Source organism: Natrinema hispanicum, from assembly GCF_004217335.1.
GTDB lineage: Archaea > Halobacteriota > Halobacteria > Halobacteriales > Natrialbaceae > Natrinema > Natrinema hispanicum.
In genome coordinates, this window is the sequence record NZ_SHMP01000003.1 from 717,822 (window position 1) to 735,517 (window position 17,696).

Consider the following 17,696-nt stretch of genomic DNA (forward strand, 5'->3'; position numbering starts at 1 on the left):
ACCAACCTAAAACCTTCCCTTCTAGAAACCCGTCTCACCCCTCCCCCACCTTCGTAGCGTTCCACCTGAAACGAAGGGGTGGGGGGGGACGCATATGGTGGACGCTAACATCTAATTCTGTTAAGCGGTAACAACCGTCTCAATGAATGTCCGAATTACACTTCTCTTGTCTCGTTCGAAACTAACGCACGATATCGGTACGAACAATCAGTCTCACTCGCTGCTCGTTGCTCTCGTATCATCACCGTGTGAACCCAACTGCACTCTCGTTATTCATTCCCGATCTGCTACTATCTTGTCTCTGTTTGCCGCTTCCGTCTCTGTCTACCGTTTCCGATTGTTGCACTCACTCGCGCGTAACAAAATTCTATATAGAAAAATATAAAACAAAAGTTCTCGAGAAACAGCGCCAACACAGCTCGTCAGTATTGTCACTTCCACACGGCGATCATCCGAATCAGTACTCGGACGATTTCAATTCGAACCGCCTCGAGCGCCACTGATCGTCGTTCCAGCACGAGATGAAGGGAAAGGAAGGCTTTATTACCGTGGTTTTCCTCTGTTTCGTTTGCATCAACTGGACCCGACTCGGGTATCTGGAACTGTGGATCCATCTATGGACCCCATCAGACCATGAGATTCCTGATTCCCGACTCGATACTCCACACGAAATAAGGGGGCCTGTGTACGACGGATGTCAGACGACTCAGAAACCGCAGATTCGGACGAGGTTGAAATCGACGGAACGAGGGGGTTCTCGACGAACTTCGAGAACGCTGATCTCGGCGACGAGGAGTCGAATCAGGGGTTGTTCGACGATCTCCTCAGCGGTGAACCCATCTTCGAGAACAAGGAAGTACTCCGTCCATCCTACACGCCACACGAACTTCCCCATCGGAGCGACCAAATCAACAAGATGGCGACCATTCTGGTGGCCGCCCTTCGCGGCGAAACGCCGTCGAACATTCTCATCTACGGCAAAACCGGCACCGGAAAGACCGCAAGCGCGAAGTTCGTCAGCAAGGAACTCGAGAGTACGTCCCAGAAGTACAGCGTCCCGTGTGACGTCGAGTACATCAACTGTGAGGTCACTGACACTCAGTATCGCGTGCTCGCACAGCTGGCAAACAAGTTCATCGAGAAGAACGAAAACCGGATCGACGAGCAACTCGCGACCCTCGAGTCGCTGCTAGACGCCCTCGACGAGTACGATGCGACCGTCGACGCTCGCACTCCCCACGGGGCAAACGCGGACGACCGGTCCAACGACCAAACGGCGTCGGATCCGTTCGAGGTCGCACTCGAGGATGCGACGGAGTCAGAGACCAACGTTTCGTCTGGAGACGAAATCGAGTCCGAGTCAGGCGGTTCTCCACCTGAAGCAGAGGGGTATTCGGGATCGTCCGAATCGAAAACACCCGCTCCCTCCACTGAATCCGATCCCACGTCCGCCGACGGCACCGGAAATTCGGCGGCTGCCGATTCGACCGCGCTTCCACCGGATCACCCTCTCGAGTCGACGCCGTTCGAGAGTCGCGAGGGGGTCGAAGCCCGTATCGAGGAGCTCGAGGCCGACAGGGAGTCCTTCGAGGAAGTCCCGATGACCGGGTGGCCGACCGACCGCGTCTACAGCGTCTTCTTCGACGCGGTCGACTACGACGAGCGGGTCGTCGTCATCATGTTAGACGAGATCGACAAACTCGTCGAGAAAAGCGGCGACGATACGCTCTATAACCTCTCGCGGATGAACTCCGAACTCGAGAACTCGCGGGTCTCGATTATCGGCATCAGTAACGACCTGAAGTTTACCGATTTCCTCGACCCGCGCGTCAAATCCTCGCTCGGCGAAGAGGAGATCGTCTTTCCCCCCTACGACGCGAATCAGTTACGCGACATCCTCGAGCATCGCTCGAACGTCGCGTTCAAGGATGGTGCCCTCTCCGAGGACGTGATCCCGCTGTGTGCAGCGTTTGCTGCACAAGAACATGGTGACGCACGTCGCGCATTGGATTTGCTTCGCACCGCGGGTGAGCTGGCCGAGCGCTCCCAAGCCGAAACGATCGTCGAGGAACACGTCCGGCAGGCTCAGGACAAGATCGAACTCGATCGCGTCGTCGAAGTCGTCCGGACGCTGCCGACTCAGAGCAAACTCGTGCTCTTTGCGATCATCCTGCTCGAGAAAAACGGCGTCCACAGCATCAACACGGGCGAGGTGTTCAACATCTACAAGCGTCTCTGTGAGGAGATCGATGCCGACGTTCTAACCCAGCGTCGGGTGACGGATCTCATCAGTGAACTCGATATGCTCGGCATCGTCAATGCTGTCGTCGTCTCGAAGGGCCGGTACGGTCGGACCAAAGAGATCAGTCTCTCCGTTCCACTCGAAGAGACGGAGGCCGTGTTATTGAGCGATTCCCGGCTGAGCGATATTGACGATGTTCAGCCATTTATTCAGGCCAGGTTCGAGAACTGATACTACTGGACAGAAGTCAATACGAAGTCGGTCGCGAATTTGCGGCCGTCACCTATGGGGACGGCCGCATACGTGCGACCGGCTTCACGTCGTTCTGTCCAGCAGTATGACGAGTAGCGTGGCCGCCGATATCGCGGTCGCATTCGGTTTGGTACCAGCCGCTCAGTCGTGTCGGTCTCGAGGAATGCGTTCCGCCTGGCTCGTGATCGCACCGGTTACTGCTGCTTTCCATACCCCTCTATTTCCACTCGAGAACCCGGCAGACGACGGAGAACGCGGCTGCTGACGTGGAGTGAGTCAGCTTGCAACTCAGGACCGATACCGACCTGCGGCCAGTGCGATACTGCCGCCGGCGACGCCAGCAATACCGGCGAGGTCGCCGTTCGACTCGAGACCGGACGCGGGACCGGTGGGTGTCATCGCTGCTGGCTCCGGCTGTGTGTCTGCCAGCTGGCTCGAGGGTGACGGCGAAACGAGTATGCCACCCAGAAGGTCGTCGACGGCCAGCCTGACGTGGCCGAGCCACGGGATCCGGTACTGTGCTTTGCCGGTGATCCATTCGGGTTTGACGATGTTGGTGTTGGCACCGCCACCTGTTTGATCATAGCCGAGATTGTGGTCGCCTTTCGTGATGAAGCCGGCGTACGGTGCGGGACAGTTCGGGACCTCCTGACAGGTTGCGTCGCCGACGAACTCCGCGTTGGCTTTCGTCTCGATCCAGTTTTCACCCTCGTCGACCCAGAAGTGGGCGCGATGGATGACCGGTGTCCTCGCCGGATTGCCGTTTGGCCTGAAGACGATGACGTCGCCAGGATTGCCGAACTTGGTGTAGTCGGTCTCCTGACCGCGTTCGAGGGTGACGACACCGGTTCCCTCGAGTGCGCTATCGCTGGCGAACCGGTCTTCCTCGACGACGAAGATGAGGTCTCCTCTGTACATGTTCGGTTCCATACTCCCGCTCTCGACGGCGACGAGTGGCGGCCAGATCCCACTGACGCCGAACAGGAGGAGGGCGACGACGGCGACGATAGCGACGCTGCTCAAGACGTCCCGTGTCACCATGACAGTCTCGTCGTTCGTCTTGAGGAACCAGCGGACGACTCCGTCGTCTTCGATCGTCACGTCGTCGGAATCAGACGCGGTCGGTGAGGGTTCCGGTGACGGCGTCTGGGGACTGCCGGCGCGTTCATCCGACCGGTCGCGGTCGTCATCGCCGGAATCGCCAGGAGAAGTCCCGGAGCTAGAGCCGCTCATCGTCACACGTTTCACCGGGCGCGAAAATCAACCTTCTGTTCGCACGGGCTATTTTGAGGAGAGAAGTTCGGCGGTTACGACGAGGAGGATGTCACGGGTCGCGCGTCTCGGCGGCCGTGCTGTACCAGATGAGCGCGAGTACGCTGCCAACGGTGGCGACGATGATCGGGCCGGTGCTGACGACTGAGCGGACCGAATCGACTGCCAGTCGAATCTCTCCGATCCACGGGACCCGAACCATCGCCTTGCCGGTAACCCACTGGGCGCTGACGACGGTCGTATTCGCACCCGACCACGGTACCTGATCGTAGGCTGGATTGGCGTCGCCTTTCGTAATAAACCCATCGTGGGGCGCTGGACACGATGCGAGATCGGCACAGGTCGCACCGTTTAAATGCGCGGGATCGGCCTTCGTTTCGACCCATCGTTCACCTTCTTCGACTCGAAACTGGGCGCGATGGATCGTCGGCGTCTTCGTCGGATCGCCGTTCGGCAGGAAGATGATGACGTCACCCGACTTCCCGAACCGTTGGTAGTTGCTGTCGTGGCCGCGCTGGGCGGTGACGATGTTCGTTCCCGCGACTGCACCATCGCCGGCGAACCGTTCCTCGTCGACGATGAAAACGAGATCCCCTTGCCCGATATTTGGTTCCATACTGCCGCTCTCGACGGCGACGAGCGGCGGCCAGACCCCGCCGATCCCGACCAGCAGACTGCCACTGATCGCGATGATCGCGACGATCGTCACGAAATCTCGAATCGCGGTGCCAACTCGAGTGTCCGTCTCGAGTAGCCAGCGGCCGACCCCCTCGTCTGCGATCGTCTCCGCAGCGCTGCCACGTGTTTGCGGTCGTGTGCCGACGTCCTGCCCGCGGTCGTCCGACTCCGTCGTCGGGTCTCGATTCCGTCTCGAGAGCGCACCGAGGCGGTCGGACCGATCGGAGTCTGACTTCCCGGCGTCGGGACCGTCCATTGGCGTTCGATTTCGCCGACCTTGTCATCAACCTTCCGGCACCATCATCACCACGGCGTTCCCGTCACGAGTGCCGGGCACTCCGATCGCTGATCCGCTACCCTTTTTGCGTCGCTCGCGAATGCGGAGTGTGTGCCACTCGAGGCTGCCGCCCGACTCGTGAGCGAACTCACGAGCCGTGGCTACAACGCCGAGCGAGAGGCGGTAACGCGGCTCACGGCAGCCGACGACCCGCGTGCGGCCCTTGAGCGCGTTCTCGAGGACATCCCGGACGACGTGTTGGTCGTCCGGGCCGAACACGTCGAGACGGCGCTTGCGACCGACGCTGGTGGGGCGACTCGCGCCGATGGCCCTGCTGGCTCGTCGGCAGATCCGACAGCCTCCGTTTCGACTGGAACACACTCGACGCAGGAACGCGATTCTTCCGGCCGATCTCCAGTCGAAGCTGGGGGGTCGAGTTCGGCGAATCGTGAAACCGACCCTGCGGTGCGCTCGCTCGAGATCACCGGTGACATGACCGGCGAGAGCACGGGGACCGGCGAGTACAGCGATTTCGTTTCCGTCTTCCGCGATCGACTCGATCGACTCGGCTCGAAACTTCGCGGGCGGGTCAACCACCGGCCGGCGACGGCCATCCAGGAGATGCCCGGCGGCAGCGAGGCCGCGATGGTCGGACTGGTCAACGACATCCGGTCGACTGCCAGCGGCCACTGGCTGATCGAACTCGAGGACGCGACCGGGACCTTTCCGTGGCTGGTGATGAAAGACCGTGAGTACGTCGACCTCGTCGACGAGTTGCTCTATGATGAGGTGCTGGCGATGGAAGGGACCTTAGCGGACGACTCGGGAATCGCGTTCGTCGACTCGATGTACTTCCCTGATGTCCCCCGTACCTACGAGCCCTCGACCGCGGATCGCCACGTGCAGGCGGCGCTGATCAGCGACGTCCACGTCGGCAGCCAGGAGTTCATGGAAGACGCCTGGAACGCGTTTGCCGACTGGCTGCATACCGAGCAGGCCCAGCACGTCGAGTACATGTTACTGGCCGGCGATATGGTCGAAGGCGTCGGCGTCTACCCCGATCAAGACGAGGAACTCGACATCGTCGACATCTACGAGCAGTACGAAGCCTTCAGCGAGCACCTGAAGAAAGTGCCCGGCGACATCGAGATCGTCATGATCCCCGGCAACCACGACGCGGTCCGCCTCGCGGAACCACAGCCGGGATTCGACGAGGAACTCCGGGAGATCATGTCCGCTCACGACCCACAGATCGTAAGCAACCCCTCGACGGTCACGCTCGAGGGTGTCTCCGTGCTGATGTACCACGGCGTCTCGCTGGACGAAGTCATCGCGGAACTCCCCGAAGAAAAAGCCAGTTACGACGATCCGCACAAGGCGATGTATCACCTCCTCAAGAAGCGCCACGTCGCACCCCAGTTCGGGGGACACACCCGACTGGCCCCCGAAGAGAAAGACTACCTCGTGATGGAGGAGGTTCCCGACATCTTCCATACCGGTCACGTCCACAAACTCGGCTTCGGGAAGTACCACAACGTGCTCGCGATCAACTCCGGCTGCTGGCAGGCTCAGACAGACTTCCAGAAGAGCGTCAACATCGACCCCGACGCCGGCTTCGCGCCGATCGTCGATCTCGACACGTTAGACGTGACCGTCCAGAAGTTCAGCTAGCGGCGACCGCTCATTGCCAGCGGTACAGCTATTCATCGCGACCGCGTTAGCGACTGACGCCCGATCGATATGTCCTCTCCTGACAACAGTCGCTCCGCGGAGACCACCGAAACCGCGTTTCGGCCCGCGATCGACGCACACACGCATCTGTTTCCCGAACGACTTACTGCCGCGATTCGACGCTCACTTAGCGATGAGACCAACTGGGAGTTTTCACACCCTGTGACCCGGTCGGCGATCGAATCCGTCCTTCGCTCTGCGGGCGTCGCTGCCTCCGTCGCCCTTCCGTACGCCCACGAGGCGGGGCTCGCACGGGAACTCAACGCCTGGCTCTGCGACCAGGCCGACTCGTCGGGCCTGCTGATTCCGTTTGCGACGGTCCATCCCGACGACGAAGATGTCGCTGCCGTCGTCCGCGACGCGTTCGAGGCGGGCGCTCGCGGCCTCAAGATCCACTGTCCAGTCCAGGAGTGTCGGCCCGCGGATTCGCGACTCGAGCCTGCTCTCGAGGTCGTCGCGGCGTACGACCGTCCGATCACCTACCATGGGGGCACCGCACCGATGTTCGAGGACAACCCCTACGTCGGCTTCGACGCCTTCGCCGAGCTGGTCGGTTCCTATCCGGAACTGCGCGTCTGCTGTGCACACATGGGAACCTACGAGGTCGAGGCGTTTCTCGAGCTCGCACGCGACCACGAGACCGTCTATCTCGATACGACGTTCGCGATGTCGACGTCGGCTCCGGAAACGATGGGGTTCGATCCGTCCTCGATCCCCGACGAGACGGTCGTCGAACTCTCGGAGTCGATCATGTACGGGTCGGACTTCCCGAACATTCCGTACCCCTATCGCAACGAGCGGGCCGGTCTCCTCGCTCGCGACCTGCCACGGGAGACGATGCGAGACGTCTTCTATCGGACGGCGATCGACTATCTCGGCCTCGAGTCCGAGCCCGACATCGGAGACGGTACGGAGACTGCGGCCGATGGCTGACCCGAGTCAGTTGGTACTGTAGCTCGCGGGCTCGAGTCGAAATCGCACCGTCGGCGCGCCGTCGAATCGTGGGCCGCGGCCGCGTCGTTCGAAGCCGAGTTCGTCGGCCGCGCGTTCGATCGCGGTGGCATCCTGTGCTGCGAGTACTTCGACGGCCATCGACTCGCGCTCGGCAAACCGTACCGGTTCGGCTAGCAGCCGCTTGCAGGCGTTGTTCGTCCCGTCGAGTTGGGTGACGTGAACGGTGTCTTCGCGCGCGTCGAAGCTAATGAATCCGAGCAGGTCCTCTGGATCAGAGCCGTCGTACTGTGTGTTCCCGAGATCCGCGTTCGGATCGTGGCTGCCGTCCTCTGCGACGCGCACCGTGCGGTCGTGGACGAGATTTCGCATCACGTCCGTCGGGGAATCGGCAATCGACGCGAGCGCGTCGGCATCGGCCTCGAGTGCGTCACGTATGTTCATCGACGTATGGTGACGCTGCGCACGACAGTGAATGTTACCCTGCCCGATTGACGACGCCATGCCGGTTCCGCCACACGTTTTGGCAGCGGACGGGCCGTGACCGGGGTGGCAATCAGTGGTTTCGGGACTCGATCGTCGACAATTGGACGGATGATAAAAACGGGGACGATGGGACACAGTTATCTGCCCGCTCTGGTAACGACTCGAGTATGAGTCACAGCATCGCACTGCGAGTCGTCTGTGAGGTGGCAGCATGCGCGTCGTAGCCAAGTTCGGCGGAACGAGTCTCGGTAGCGGGGATCGAATCAACCGCGCCGCGGACTCGGTTGCTGCTGCCGTCGAGGACGGCCACGAGATCGCCGTCGTCGCCAGCGCGATGGGGTCGACCACCGACGAACTGCTCGACGAGATCACCTTCGAGACCGACGATGCCGACCGCGCCCAGATCGTCAGTATGGGCGAGCGGACGTCGGTCCGGATGCTCAAGGCCGCGCTGTCGGCCCGCGGGATCGACGCGACGTTCTTAGAGCCCGGCAGCGAGGAGTGGCCGATCATCACCGACGAGTACGGTGAGGTCGACGTCGAGGAAACCCAGCGGCGCGCCAAAGAAGTCGCCGCGGAGATGGACGGGACCGTGCCGGTCATCACCGGCTTCCTCGCGGAAGGGCCCGATGGCTCGATCACGACGCTCGGCCGCGGTGGCTCCGACACCACGGCGGTCATGATGGGCAAGTATATGGACGCCGACGAGGTCGTCATCGTCACCGACGTCGAAGGCGTCATGACCGGCGACCCGAACGTCGTCGAAGGAGCCCGCAACGTCGGCGAAATCTCCGTCGACGAACTCCGGAACCTCTCGTTCCGCGGTGCCGAAGTCGTCGCCCCCTCTGCGCTGTCGTACAAGGACGGCGGCCTCGACGTCCGTGTCGTCCACTACCAGCACGGTGACTTGCTCTCGGGCGGGACGAGTATCGAAGGCGAGTTCAAGAACCTCGTCGACCTGCGCGAGCGACCGCTTGCGTGTCTGACCGTCGCCGGCCGCGCGATCCGCAACCAGCCCGGCATCTTCAATCACCTCTCTGACTCGCTCGCCGAGAGCGAGATCAACATCGACGCGGTCGCCAGCGGGATGGACACCGTCACGTTCTACATCGACGAGGAGGAGGCCGAACGCGCCGAGAACATCCTTCACCGCGAGGTCATCGCGCGTGACGAACTCTCGAGTGTCACCGTCGACTCGCCGGTCGCCGTCGTCCGCGTCACCGGCGGCGAACTCCCCAACCAGCCGGGGATCATCAGCGAGATCGTCAACCCTCTCGCCGAGGCCCGCATCCAGCTCAACGACATCATCACCAGCGCGACCAGCGTCGCGCTCTTTGTCGACTGGGACGACCGCGAGGAGACTCTCGAGCTGACCCAGGACTTGTTCTAACCCGGGCTATTCGGCCCGCGGTTCGGTTCACTGATTACTAACTGATTGCTCGTTGTGAGAGTCGTATCGACGAACGTATTCTCCACGTAATACAGCGGTAGCGAGTTCGTAACGAAGGTGGTTGGTGGGAACACTCCAGCCATGAGTACCGATCCGACAGTGACGGCGGTCGTCGCGGAGATCGACCCCGATCCGGACGCGATCCTCGCCGCCCACGGTGCGGATGATCCCGATGCGCTTCTCGCGAGCGGTGGCGAGCACGACCCGAGCACTGACGAGACGATCGACGCCGACGACGTAACGGCGGCGGCCGTGTTCGCTGATCTTCAGGCGGCCGCACGCGAGGTGACGGTGACCGAGAGCGATCGCGAGCGCGCGTCCGATTCCGGGTCCGATCTAGAACTCGTCGGTCCCGCGCCGACCGAGACGCGGATTCCGTCCGCCGCGTTCGGGATCGATGACGTCGAGATCGCCGACGCACCGACAGCGATCTGCTGGGACGGGCCCGAAACCGACGGCGCGACTCGCTGATCTGGCTCCGACAGCGGTGCCGTCGCGTCGGAACGCGAACGCGGGTCTACAGGCTTGCGAGAACGCCGCGGGCACGGTCTCGCAGCGTTGGTTCCGGTTCGGGCTCCGACTGGCCGAGTTGCCGTTTTGCGACCGAGCGTACTCCCCGTCGTGCGGACTCCGAACGCATCGCAGCCGCCGCCCAGTCGGGGAGCTGTGACTCGAGTTCCTGTCGCTTCTGGGCTTTGAGCTTGCCGAACTGGCGTAGCGCCAGGCCGATACCGAGAAACAGGCCAGCGTCGAGCAACTCACGGCGGAACCGATCACGGTCGTTCCGGACCGCGACCGCTTTCACCAGCGAGAGCGCACCGATCGCCAAATAGACCTTCGAACGCTTCGACGGATCGCCGCGGAGCAGCTGTTGGAGCGCCATGCGGCGGTGGCTACCACGTTCTCGCTGATAAAAGTCTGCCGGCAGGAGACGGGCCCCTGTCGCGGTCGTGGTCAGACGCGGTCGAGCGTGAGGGTGCCTCGGTAGCGCTGTTCGTCGATCGGCTCGATCGAAAACCCAAGCCGCTCGTAGAACGGGCGGACGCCGTCGTCGAACCGCGCCGTGAGCCGTCCTTCGCGCTCGAGGGCCGTCTCGATCAGCGCCCGTCCGATCCCCCGGTCCCGATGGCGACGCCGGACCCCAACTGCGCCGACGTGGGCCCCGGATTCGCGCTCGAGCGGCTCGAGGACGGCCGTGCCGAGGATTCGGTCGCCGTCGCCCGAACGTGCCGCCATCCCGTTGCGATCACCCGCGACGAAGACGTCACCGGCGTCGATTCGACCCTCGACGTCGCCGGGCTCGAGCAACGCGGCATCGAGAATGCGTCGCACCTCGAGCGCATCGCCAGTGGTGGCCGTCCGGACGAACACGGCGTTATCCACCCTTGATCAGTCGCAACACCGTCACGTGGTCGCTCTCGACCGGCTGGTCCTCCGGAACCGGGCGACCGTCGACGAGCACGCTCACCTCGTGGGGACTCAACTCGACTGCACGCAGGAGATCGGCGTACGTCGGCGTCGCTTCCGCAGTGTGCTCGTCATGACGATCTGACGCGGCGGCCACCGCCTCGAGCTCGAGTTCGTAGGTAGCTTCGCCTTTGACGTCGACGGTGACGTGCATACGCCGCGTTACGAGGCAACGGCCTTGAGCGCGTCGCTCCGGCAGTGGGCGAGCCATCTCGTCTCGTTAGTCCGTCGTCGGCTCGTCCGAGCTAGTCCCGGATCGCCGGTTTCGAGCGCTTCGTCGATGGCCAGACAGCGCCCGTGCGATCGCGCCGAGCCCGAGCAGGAGGACGAGCAGGTTGACCACGCCGCCGACGATGGGCACTAGAGAGAGGCCGGCACCGACCAGCAGGCCGAGGATGAGTGCAAGCCAGCGGTTGCTAATGCCGACCAGCGAGAGGACCCACGCTGCGATGGCAAAGAGCCCATAGATGACGCCGATCCACAGCAGCAAGGCGAAGACCAGCGTGCCGATGATCGACAGCGGGATCCCAACGATGGTGATCGCGAGCGCGATCAGCAGGATCGGCACGCCGATGAACACCCCCAGCCCGATCAGTCCGGTGCGAATCGGTCCCGTCGCGACGCTGTCGGCGACGCGGCCGGAAAACCGCGGGAACAGCGCGAGCAACACGGCACCGAGCAGGAGGTTTATCACGAAGGAGTAGACCGTGAACAGCCACGCTGCGAACGGCTGGACAGTCGGCGCGACGTCGACGCCCAGCGAAGGATCCTCTTCGATGTCGCCCGCGACCGCGTCGGTGTTGCCCTCGAGATCGCCGTCGTAGCGCAGATCGCCCGCGATCGAGGCAGTCTCGCCCAGCCGGATCGTATCGGCCCCGATCTCGGCGTCGTCCTCGAGCGTCCCGTCGATGACGACAGTACCGGCACCGGCCGTGAACGTGCCGTTGACGGTGCCGTTTTCGGCCACCGTCACGCTCCCTGCTGCGACCTCGACGTCACCGTCGACGGTGCCCGCGATCGTCACACTCCCCGCGCCGCCCTCGAGATCACCGTCGACCTGTCCTGTCTCCTCGATTTGGACGTCGCCCCCGGCGGCGCTGACGTCGCCAGTGACGGTGCCCCGGACGATGACGGTGCCACCGACCGCCTGCAGACTGTCGATTGTCTCGCCTTCCTCGACGACGACTGTCCCGCCGGCCCGGGCGTCGGACTGGGCAGTGACAGTCGCCGGGACAGCACCGATGACGACGATGGCGACCAGCAACGCGATGACGAGCCGTGATCCTCGGTTTTCCCCGCGTTTCATGTCTCGTCGTTCTACGAGCAGGCTCAAAAACGTGTTATGCAGATATCAGGATCCGTGTCGGTTTTGATTCGGCTCCCAGACGTGCCCACCAGTCAGCCCGCGCCTCGAGACCGACCTTCGGGCGATTTATCTTCCGTCCCGCTCTGGTGCCGGTATGAGCGAGGCCGAGGCCGACGCCGAGGCGGCGGGGCCGACCCCCGGGAAGACGGAAGTCTGGATCGAGAAGTACCGGCCGGAGCGACTCGACGAAATCAAAGGCCACGAGAACATCGTTCCGCGGCTCAAACGCTACGTCGAGCAGGACGACCTCCCCCATCTCATGTTCGCGGGACCTGCCGGTACCGGCAAGACCACGGCTGCACAGGCCATCGCCCGCGAGGTCTACGACGACGACGACTGGCGCGAGAACTTCCTCGAGTTGAACGCTTCCGACCAGCGCGGCATCGATGTCGTCCGCGACCGCATCAAGGACTTCGCGCGCTCGTCCTTCGGCGGCTACGACCACCGCATCATCTTCTTAGACGAGGCCGACGCGCTCACCTCCGACGCCCAGTCTGCGCTGCGCCGGACGATGGAGCAGTTCTCGAACAACACCCGCTTTATCCTCTCGTGTAACTACTCGAGTCAGATCATCGACCCCATCCAGTCGCGGTGTGCGGTCTTCCGATTCACCGAACTCGGCGAGGACGCCATCGAGGCGCAGGTCCGCGAAATCGCCGCCACTGAGGGAATCGACGTCACCGACGACGGCGTCGACGCGCTGGTCTATGCGGCCGACGGCGACATGCGCAAGGCGATCAACGCCTTACAGGCAGCGGCCGTCATGGGCGAAACCGTCGACGAGGAGACTGTCTTCGCGATCACCGCGACCGCCCGCCCCGAGGAGGTCGAGGCGATGGTCGAGTACGCCATCGACGGCGACTTCACCGCTGCCCGCGCCGCTTTAGAAGATCTGCTGACCGACCGCGGGCTCGCCGGCGGCGACGTCATCGACCAACTGCACCGTTCCGCGTGGGAGTTCGACATCCCCGAACAGGCGACGGTGCGGCTGCTCGAGCGACTGGGCGAAGTCGACTACCGAATTACGGAGGGTGCCAACGAGCGCCTGCAACTCGAGGCCATGTTGGCGTCGCTGGCGCTCGAGGACGAGGCCTAAATTCCGTCGAGCGTCCGCTCGCTGTCGGCAACACCGCGACACACGACGGCGACGTGACCGTTGTTTTCGACGATGTCGACGCTCCAGCCGTGCATATCGGCGATGTGCTCGACAGCCCCGAGGTCGTCGTCGGCACCGTCAAGCACAGCCGAGTGGCTGGCGACTCGTTCCGTCGCGTCTGGCTCCGTCTCGAGCGCATCGACGGCCTCGGTGTCCGCCTCCGAATCGTACTGTGTGAGACAGAAGCCATCGTCGGTCACGCCGACGACGACGGCCGGTACTGTCTCCTCGTCGACGACGAGCCGAAACAGGTGCTCGAACAACTCCCGCAGTCGTGTCTTGTTTGCCTCGAGGATGCGATCGGTCGCGTCCCGCGTGACGAGTCGCGTGTCGCCGGTGTCGACGCTAACCCAGGCTTGTCGTGCGATGTCATGGACGCCGACGGGTTCGGTATCGGCGAGTGCGTCTCCCTCAGCGAGCGCGGCCAGTCGCTCGAGTGCTGCTTCGACGCGCTCCTGTGCGTCCGCAACGGTCGTGACGTGGTCGCTCTCACCGGTGTCGGCGGCGAGCCCGAGGTGGCCGCGGGCGACGTTCAGCGACGGCCAGATGTCGTCCTCGAGCAAATCGGTGATTGCCTCGAGTCGCGCGTCGGCGGCGGCCCGCGCTCGGCTGCAGCGATGGCGTTCGGTCACGTCGTGGTAGACGAGCAGTCCGCTTGGGTTGTCCACGCTCACACTGGCGTCGCTCGCGGCCGATTCGAGTGGCTTCAGCGTGACCAGAAAGTCGCGGATGCCGTCGCCGGTGTCGTGGCGGCGTTCGAACTGGTGGTGTTCGCCCGCCTGTAGCGCCTCGCGTAGCGTTGTCCGTCGGTGCTCGAGGCCGGATGGGACGAGCCACTCGTCGACCGGGTCGCCGACGACCTCGTCGGGATCGGTGCCGAAGACGTCGGCGACGCCGTCGGTGGCTGCTCGAATGATTGGGTCACCGTCCTCGAATTCGTACCACAGGGCAGGGATCGGGAGTGCCGTGACGGTCGTTTGGAGCCGGTCGCGGTCCGGTCGACAGCGATTTTGGTCACGACAGACCCACTCGATCTCGTCTGCGAGGTGGGCGATGGCGTCGTCGGTATCACTCCGGACGTAGCCGTCGATGCCGCCGGTCGAGCGTGCAGCCGCCGGTGTGAACGAACTGTCGGTAAAGAGGACGAGCGGCGTCGAGTCACAGGCCTCGACCACATCGAGCAGATTCGAGCCCGCTGTCGTCGTCGGCGTCTCGGCGAAGACGACACAGTCGACCGCGGGAGCCCAGTTGCGGATTCGCTCGGTCTCGAGCGTCGTCGCCGATCGAACCGATCGCTCGTGGCCGTCGCGTTCGGCGTTCTCGAGTCGCTCGGCACCATCGCTGGCCGTCGCCTCGTGGCCGGCGACGTAGAGCACCGTCCGCGGTCGTGTCGTCGATGACGGCTGGGTCATTCGTTTGAACAGTCGATACTCCATACATCGGGCCCGTCATCTCTTAAAAATTTACTGGCCGGCTCGACGGTGACGCCCGACGGCTGCTGCTACTGTCGGCTGACTGTCTATGATATCAGTCCTCGACCACGGTTGCGGAACTGTTTTACGCGCTGCACGGGCAATAGACGCGTAATGAGCGAACTAGAGGAGGAGTACCGCCTCGAGTACTTCGAGGAGGAAGAGTTCGAGCGCAAGGAGTGCCCGAAATGTGGCGCTCACTTCTGGACGCGCGACCACGACAGGGAGACCTGTGGTGAGCCGCCCTGCGAGGAGTACGGCTTCATCGACAACTCGGGGTTCGACGACGAGTACAGCTTAGAGGAGATGCGTGAGGCCTTTCTCTCCTACTTCGAGGATCACGACCACGAACGCATCGAACCCTACCCGGTCGCGGCGAACCGCTGGCGCGACGACGTCCTGTTGACCCAGGCATCGATCTACGACTTCCAGCCGCTGGTCACGAGCGGCGAGACGCCGCCGCCGGCGAACCCGCTGACGGTCTCTCAGCCCTGCATCCGGATGCAGGACATCGACAACGTCGGCAAGACTGGCCGCCACACGATGGCCTTCGAGATGATGGCCCACCACGCGTTCAACACGCGCGAGGACGTCGACGAAGACGAATACGCCTATTACGGCGAGGTCTACTGGAAGGACCGGACCGTCGAACTCTGTGACGGCTTTTTCGACTCGCTGGGCGTCGATCTCGAGGAAGTCATCTACATCGAGGATCCGTGGGTCGGCGGCGGCAATGCCGGGCCCGCCATCGAGGTCATCTATCGGGGCGTCGAACTCGCGACGCTCGTTTTCATGTCGATGGAGCAGGACCCCGACGGCGAGTACGAAATGAAAGACGGCAACCGCTACAGCCCGATGGACACCTACATCGTCGACACCGGCTACGGGTTAGAGCGGTGGACCTGGGTCTCTCAGGGGACGCCGACCGTCTACGAGGCAGTCTACCCTGACATGATCGCCTTCCTCAAAGAGAACGCCGGCCTCGAGCACACCGACGAGGAAGAGGAGCTGATCTATCGCGCGGCAAAGCTCGCGGGTCACATGGACATCGACGAGGCCGAGGACATGGAAACTGCCCGCGGCGAGATCGCGGCCGAACTCGATGTCGACACCGCCGAACTCGAGGACTTGATGGAGCCCCTCGAGGACATCTACGCGATCGCCGACCACTGCCGGACGCTGGCGTACATGCTCGGGGACGGCATCGTTCCCTCGAACGTCGGGACGGGCTATCTCGCGCGGATGGTCCTTCGGCGCACCAAACGGCTCTGTGATACCGCCGGCGTCGACGCACCGCTTGACGAACTCGTCGACATGCAGGCCGAACGCCTCGAGTACGAGAACCGCGACACGATCCGCGACATCGTTCGCACCGAGGTCGAGAAGTATCGCGAGACGCTCGAGCGCGGTGGCCGCCGGGTCGAGACGATGGCCGAGGAGTACGCCGAGACGGGCGAGCCGATCCCGACCGAGGAACTGATCGAGCTCTACGACTCGCATGGCCTCCAGCCAGACATGGTCGAGGAGATCGCCGCGGACGCGGGTGCCGAGGTCGACGTTCCCGACGATTTCTACAGTCTCGTCGCGAAGCGCCACGACACGCCCGAAGCGGTTGCCGAGGCCGAGGAAGGCGAAGACGAACGCTTCGAGGACCTCCCCGAAACGGAGAAACTCTACTACGACGACCAGCAGCGAACCCAGTTCGAGGCAGTCGTCCTCGACGTCTTCGAGCGCGAGGAGGGCTACGACGTCGTCCTCGATCAGACGATGTTCTACCCTGAGGGCGGTGGCCAGCCTGCTGACACGGGGACGCTTTCGACCGACGACACGACCGTCGAGGTCGAAGACGTCCAGATCGAAGACGGCGTCATCCTCCACCGGACCGACGAGAATCCCGGCAAGGGCGAACTAGTCAACGGCCAGATCGATGGCGGCCGTCGCCGGCAGCTGATGCGCCATCACACGGCCACCCACATCGTCATCCACGCCACTCGGCAGGTGCTTGGCGAGCACATCCGCCAGGCCGGTGCCCAGAAGGGCGTCGAAAGCTCCCGGATCGACGTTCGCCACTACGACCGCATCAGCCGCGAGGACGTCAAGCGAATCGAGGACCGCGCCAACGAGATCGTCATGGACAACACGTCGGTCACTCAGGAGTGGCCCGACCGCCACGACGCCGAAGCCGAACACGGCTTCGACCTCTATCAGGGTGGGATCCCGCCGGGCGAGCAGATCCGGCTGATCCACGTCGACGAGGACACCCAGGCCTGCGGTGGCACCCACGTCGCCCGCACCGGCGACATCGGCGCGATCAAGATTCTCAACACTGAACGCGTCCAGGACGGCGTCGAACGGATCACCTTCGCCGCCGGCGAGGCCGCCATCGAGGCAACTCAGGAAAAAGAGGATGCCCTCTATGAGGCCGCCGAGATTCTGGATGTCTCGCCCGAGGACGTCCCTGACACCGCCGAACGGTTCTTCGAGGAGTGGAAAGACCGCGGCAAACAGATCGAGGATCTGAAAGAACAGCTCGCCGAAGCCCGCGCCGGCGGCGGTGGCAGCGGCGAAGAAGTCGACGTCGGCGACGCGACGGCCGTCATCGACCGGATCGACGCCGACATGGACGAACTGCGCGCGACCGCCAACGCCCTCGCCGAAGACGGCAAGATCGCCGTCCTCGGCAGCGGCGAAAGCGGTGCCCAGTTCGTCGTCGCCGTCCCCGACGACGTTGGGGTCAACGCCGGCGAAGTCGTCGGCGAACTCGCCTCGAAGGTCGGCGGCGGTGGCGGTGGCCCGGCAGACTTCGCACAGGGCGGTGGCCCCAACGTCGACGATCTCGACGACGCGCTCGAGGACGCCCCCGAGGTCCTGCGCCAGATCCTGAACGCCTGAACTG

15 protein-coding genes are annotated in these 17,696 nt (G+C 63.4%); 7 read left to right on the top strand and 8 right to left on the bottom strand.

The genetic code is table 11. The features are described from left to right. Positions 1-694 precede the first annotated feature (694 nt). Entirely contained in the window at positions 695-2,473 is a 1,779-nt protein-coding gene (locus BDK88_RS04320; protein WP_130499316.1) for an ORC1-type DNA replication protein, read from the top strand. 309 nt (positions 2,474-2,782) lie between these two features. Here the strand turns inward: BDK88_RS04320 and BDK88_RS04325 are convergent, their stop codons facing one another. Then, complete coding sequence (locus BDK88_RS04325) at positions 2,783-3,727, bottom strand: S24/S26 family peptidase (protein WP_130499317.1); 945 nt, start codon at positions 3,725-3,727, stop codon at positions 2,783-2,785. Positions 3,728-3,818: 91 nt separating this feature from the next. After that, positions 3,819-4,700, bottom strand: coding sequence for a S24/S26 family peptidase (locus BDK88_RS04330; RefSeq protein ID WP_130499318.1), 882 nt, complete (start codon positions 4,698-4,700; stop codon positions 3,819-3,821). Positions 4,701-4,832: 132 nt separating this feature from the next. Between BDK88_RS04330 and BDK88_RS04335 the strand changes: the two genes are divergently transcribed. Next, the gene (locus BDK88_RS04335) at positions 4,833-6,392 is read left to right on the top strand and encodes a DNA-directed DNA polymerase II small subunit (protein ID WP_130499319.1); all 1,560 of its coding nucleotides are present in this window, start codon (positions 4,833-4,835) and stop codon (positions 6,390-6,392) included. Positions 6,393-6,461: 69 nt separating this feature from the next. Beyond that, entirely contained in the window at positions 6,462-7,385 is a 924-nt protein-coding gene (locus BDK88_RS04340; RefSeq protein WP_130499320.1) for an amidohydrolase family protein, read from the top strand. A 6-nt stretch (positions 7,386-7,391) separates the two neighbouring features. Here BDK88_RS04340 and BDK88_RS04345 read toward each other — a convergent pair whose 3' ends face one another. Next, positions 7,392-7,847, bottom strand: a complete 456-nt coding sequence (locus BDK88_RS04345) for a hypothetical protein (RefSeq protein WP_130499321.1) — start codon at positions 7,845-7,847, stop codon at positions 7,392-7,394. A 253-nt stretch (positions 7,848-8,100) separates the two neighbouring features. Between BDK88_RS04345 and BDK88_RS04350 the strand changes: the two genes are divergently transcribed. Further along, a complete protein-coding gene (locus tag BDK88_RS04350) occupies positions 8,101-9,279 on the top strand; it encodes an aspartate kinase (RefSeq protein ID WP_008013505.1) in 1,179 nt (392 codons plus the stop codon). A gap of 141 nt (positions 9,280-9,420) precedes the next feature. Further along, a complete protein-coding gene (locus tag BDK88_RS04355; protein ID WP_130499322.1) occupies positions 9,421-9,810 on the top strand; it encodes a hypothetical protein in 390 nt (129 codons plus the stop codon). A gap of 46 nt (positions 9,811-9,856) precedes the next feature. Here the strand turns inward: BDK88_RS04355 and BDK88_RS04360 are convergent, their stop codons facing one another. The 4 genes from BDK88_RS04360 to BDK88_RS04375 all read right to left on the bottom strand — a co-directional run bounded on the left by BDK88_RS04360 (position 9,857) and on the right by BDK88_RS04375 (position 12,112). Further along, on the bottom strand, positions 9,857-10,222 hold the full coding sequence (locus BDK88_RS04360) for a hypothetical protein (RefSeq protein ID WP_130499323.1): 366 nt from the start codon (positions 10,220-10,222) through the stop codon (positions 9,857-9,859). 71 nt (positions 10,223-10,293) lie between these two features. Then, entirely contained in the window at positions 10,294-10,710 is a 417-nt protein-coding gene (locus tag BDK88_RS04365) for a GNAT family N-acetyltransferase (RefSeq protein WP_207225255.1), read from the bottom strand. A gap of 4 nt (positions 10,711-10,714) precedes the next feature. After that, positions 10,715-10,960, bottom strand: a complete 246-nt coding sequence (gene samp2, locus BDK88_RS04370) for a ubiquitin-like small modifier protein SAMP2 (protein WP_130499325.1) — start codon at positions 10,958-10,960, stop codon at positions 10,715-10,717. 66 nt (positions 10,961-11,026) lie between these two features. Continuing rightward, positions 11,027-12,112: a bactofilin family protein gene (locus BDK88_RS04375; protein WP_130499326.1), complete on the bottom strand. Its 1,086-nt coding sequence runs from the start codon at positions 12,110-12,112 to the stop codon at positions 11,027-11,029. Positions 12,113-12,266: 154 nt separating this feature from the next. Here BDK88_RS04375 and BDK88_RS04380 point away from each other — a divergent pair, with 154 nt between their 5' ends. Then, on the top strand, positions 12,267-13,268 hold the full coding sequence (locus tag BDK88_RS04380; RefSeq protein ID WP_130499327.1) for a replication factor C small subunit: 1,002 nt from the start codon (positions 12,267-12,269) through the stop codon (positions 13,266-13,268). On the opposite strand, the gene BDK88_RS04385 is transcribed toward BDK88_RS04380, so the two are convergent. After that, complete coding sequence (locus tag BDK88_RS04385; RefSeq protein ID WP_242611608.1) at positions 13,265-14,764, bottom strand: PAS domain-containing protein; 1,500 nt, start codon at positions 14,762-14,764, stop codon at positions 13,265-13,267. The two genes, BDK88_RS04380 and BDK88_RS04385, sit on opposite strands and share 4 nt — an antisense overlap. Positions 14,765-14,914: 150 nt before the next feature. Here BDK88_RS04385 and alaS point away from each other — a divergent pair, with 150 nt between their 5' ends. After that, the gene (gene alaS, locus BDK88_RS04390; RefSeq protein WP_130499328.1) at positions 14,915-17,692 is read left to right on the top strand and encodes an alanine--tRNA ligase; all 2,778 of its coding nucleotides are present in this window, start codon (positions 14,915-14,917) and stop codon (positions 17,690-17,692) included. Positions 17,693-17,696: the final 4 nt, after the last annotated feature.